The 3,508-nt window shown below is 53.5% G+C and carries 4 protein-coding genes; all 4 read right to left on the reverse strand.

From position 1 onward, the window contains the following. Positions 1–141 (reverse strand): GTP-binding protein (locus ACOSYY_RS06185; protein WP_421661394.1); only part of this gene is annotated, 141 nt, incomplete at its 3' end. 28 nt (positions 142–169) lie between these two features. Beyond that, the gene (gene fusA, locus ACOSYY_RS06190) at positions 170–2,239 is read right to left on the reverse strand and encodes an elongation factor G (protein ID WP_421661391.1); all 2,070 of its coding nucleotides are present in this window, start codon (positions 2,237–2,239) and stop codon (positions 170–172) included. 114 nt (positions 2,240–2,353) lie between these two features. Continuing rightward, the gene (gene rpsG / locus ACOSYY_RS06195) at positions 2,354–2,824 is read right to left on the reverse strand and encodes a 30S ribosomal protein S7 (protein WP_421661392.1); all 471 of its coding nucleotides are present in this window, start codon (positions 2,822–2,824) and stop codon (positions 2,354–2,356) included. Positions 2,825–2,869: 45 nt separating this feature from the next. Continuing rightward, positions 2,870–3,241, reverse strand: a complete 372-nt coding sequence (rpsL, locus tag ACOSYY_RS06200; RefSeq protein WP_421661393.1) for a 30S ribosomal protein S12 — start codon at positions 3,239–3,241, stop codon at positions 2,870–2,872. Positions 3,242–3,508 lie beyond the last annotated feature (267 nt).

Genomic DNA, 3,508 nt, shown 5'->3' on the forward strand with positions numbered 1-3,508 from the left:
ATAGCTCACGAACTTCGCCATCCCTTTATCCGCACACACTTTCGTCAGCGCCGCCGTCAAGGTCGTCTTCCCGTGGTCCACATGCCCGATCGTCCCGATGTTCACGTGCGGCTTCTTCCGCTCGTATTTCGCCTTCGCCATAACCCACTCCTCCCTAATTCACGTACCGCTATTTCTTGATAATGGCTTCTGCAATATTCTTCGGCACTTGATCGTAACGGTCAAATTCCATACTGTAGGTTGCGCGGCCCTGCGTCCGAGATCGAAGGTCCGTCGCATAGCCGAACATCTCCATCAAAGGCACGGCGGCATCGATCGCTTGAGCCCCAGCCCGAACCTTCATCCCCTGGACTTTCCCTCTTCGCCCATTCAAATTGCCGATGACGTCCCCCATGAATTCCTGAGGAACCAGGACCTCGACTTTCATGATCGGCTCGAGCAAAACAGGATCCGCTTTTTTGCAAGCATCGGCAAAGCCCATCGAAGCCGCTATTTTAAAGGCCATTTCATTCGAATCGACGTCATGGTACGACCCATCGATAACGGTTACCTTCACATCTCGCAGAGGATAGCCGGCAACCACTCCTGTTTCCATGCGTTCCCGAACACCTTTTTCGATGGCAGGAATATATTCTTTCGGAATTGCGCCCCCCACGACCTTATTGACAAACTCCAACCCCTTACCTGCTTCAGACGGCTCGACCGTCAAGACGACATGGCCATACTGCCCACGGCCGCCGGTCTGCTTGATGTACTTCGATTCAGCTTCAGCCTTCCGCCGAATAGTCTCCTTGAATGCGACCTCAGGCTTTCCGACATTCGCTTCGACCTTGAACTCGCGCAACATCCGATCAACGATAATTTCGAGATGAAGCTCCCCCATGCCGGCAATAATCGTCTGCGCCGTTTCTTCGTCCGTCCGCACGCGAAAGGATGGGTCTTCCTGGGCCAGCTTCTGAAGCGCAAAGCCCATCTTCTCCTGATCCGGCTTGGTCTTCGGCTCAATCGCCATTGCAATAACCGGCTCAGGAAGCTTCATAACCTCAAGCAACACCGGCTGCTTCTCATCCGCCAAGGTATCTCCGGTGGTGGCTCCCTTGAGCCCTACCGCAGCGACGATGTCCCCGGCATGAACCTCATCGATTTCTTCTCGCTTGTTAGCGTGCATTTTCAAGAGACGTCCGATCCGATCCTTCGTCCCCTTCGTCACATTCAAGACTGGCGTGCCGGTCTTCAACGTCCCGGAATACACTCGGAAGAATGTCAACTGGCCAGCAAACGGGTCGGACATGATCTTAAACGCCAGCGCTGCAAACGGCTCACCATCGTCCACCTTCCTCGCCACTTCCTTGCCGCTGTTAGGATCCACCCCTAGGACAGGAGGAATATCGAGCGGTGAGGGCAAATAGTCGACGACACCATCCAATAACTGCTGCACACCTTTGTTCTTGAAGGCTGAACCGCAAAGCACGGGAGTAATTTTCATCGAAATGGTCCCGGCCCTGATCGCGCGCATCACTTCTTCCTCTGTCAGCGGGTGACCGTTCAAATACTTCTCCATCACCTGGTCATCGAATTCTGCAACTGCGTCGAGCATCTTCTCGCGATACTCGTTTGCTTGAGCGAGGAGATCACCGGGAATTTCATCGACTTTGTACTTCGCACCTAGCGTCTCATCGTCGTAAAAGTATCCCTTCATCCTAACCAGATCGATGGACCCCCGAAACTCAGCCTCGCGTCCGATAGGAATCTGAATGGGAACCGGCTTTGCCCCCAGCCGATCAATAATAGATTGGACACTGCCATAAAAATCGGCACCAATCCGGTCCATTTTATTCATAAAGGCAATACGAGGGACATGATATTTGTCCGCCTGACGCCAAACCGTCTCGGACTGAGGCTCAACCCCCTGTACAGAATCGAATGCCGCCACCGCCCCATCGAGGACCCGTAGTGAACGCTCTACCTCGATCGTAAAATCCACATGTCCTGGCGTATCAATAATATTGATACGGCAGTCGCGCCAGAAGCAGGTTGTCGCGGCGGCCGTAATAGTAATGCCACGCTCTCGCTCCTGTTCCATCCAATCCATCGTGGCCGCCCCTTCATGAACCTCACCCATCTTGTGGGTCATGCCCGTATAGTAGAGGATCCGCTCGGTGGTCGTAGTCTTGCCGGCATCAATGTGAGCCATGATGCCGATATTTCTTGTGCGCTCTAATGATGTCTGACGAGCCACTTCAACCCCTCTAAAAACACTTGTGCTGCAGATCAAGCCGCATCACACTGCTGCGACGTAAGAGCACCCGGATCTGCGGATCGCAGCACGGCTCAACTGCAGCACAGAACGACGTTACCAGCGATAATGAGCGAACGCTTTGTTGGCTTCCGCCATCCGATGTACGTCTTCCCGCTTTTTGACCGCAGCCCCCGTATTGTTCGACGCATCCAATAGCTCGGCTGCGAGTTTTTCTCGCATACTTTTGCCACTGCGCGTACGGGCAAACTGCGATAACCAACGAAGCGCCAACGACACTCGGCGTGCCGGCCTAATTTCGACCGGAACCTGATAGGAGGCACCCCCCACCCGACGAGACTTGACCTCAACGATCGGCTTCACATTATCCACAGCTGCCTTAAACACTTTCAGCGGGTCACTGCCGGTTTTCTCTTGGATAAAATCAAATGCGCCATAGCAAATCCGCTCTGTCGTACTCTTTTTCCCACTACTCATCAGTGTGTTAATAAACTTCCCGACCAGCTTATCTCGGTATCGCACATCGGGAAGCACTTCTCGTTGGCCCAAAAACCTACTGCGTGGCATATCGACCCATCCAGTCAGTGTGATGATTTTCCAGACTCTTGAAATCTATTTAGGCCGCTTCGCTCCATACTTCGAACGACTCTGCTTTCGGTCGGCCACACCCACCGCATCCAAGGCACCTCGCACTAGGTGGTATCGAACACCAGGCAGGTCCTTGACACGCCCTCCCCGCACGAGCACGATTGAGTGCTCCTGAAGATTGTGCCCCACGCCGGGTATATAGGTGGTCACTTCCATACCGTTCGTGAGACGCACACGCGCAACTTTCCGCAGTGCCGAATTCGGCTTCTTCGGAGTTGTCGTGTACACGCGAAGACAAACGCCTCTCTTTTGCGGACAAGACTTCAAGGCAGGACTCTTAGTCTTTGCCTTTACAAAGATCCGACCTTTTCGAACCAGCTGATTGATCGTCGGCATCCGTTCAGACCTTTCAAAAGAAACAAGCATCAACCGTCAAGTGCAAAGCCGCAGGATTATATTGACGTAACCGCCCACTGTCAAGTAGGCAACATCCTGCCGTTACTAAGATCGAGCGGCTTCTCCAGAAATCGCCGGGACGGCCGCATCAGACGGCACCGCAGGTGTAGCAGCCACAGGGACCGCTTCCAATTTTTCACTAATGACGAATGTATCGCGATACTCTTCGAACCCTGACCCAGCCGGAATCAAGCGACCTACAATGAC

This window comes from Nitrospira sp. BLG_2, from assembly GCF_049222245.1.

Bases quoted from the DNA above. Each gene is read 5' to 3' on its own strand.
- rpsG (WP_421661392.1), bottom strand. From the start codon at position 2,824: ATGCCACGCAGTAGGTTTTTGGGCCAACGAGAAGTGCTTCCCGATGTG.
- rpsL (WP_421661393.1), bottom strand. From the start codon at position 3,241: ATGCCGACGATCAATCAGCTGGTTCGAAAAGGTCGGATCTTTGTAAAG.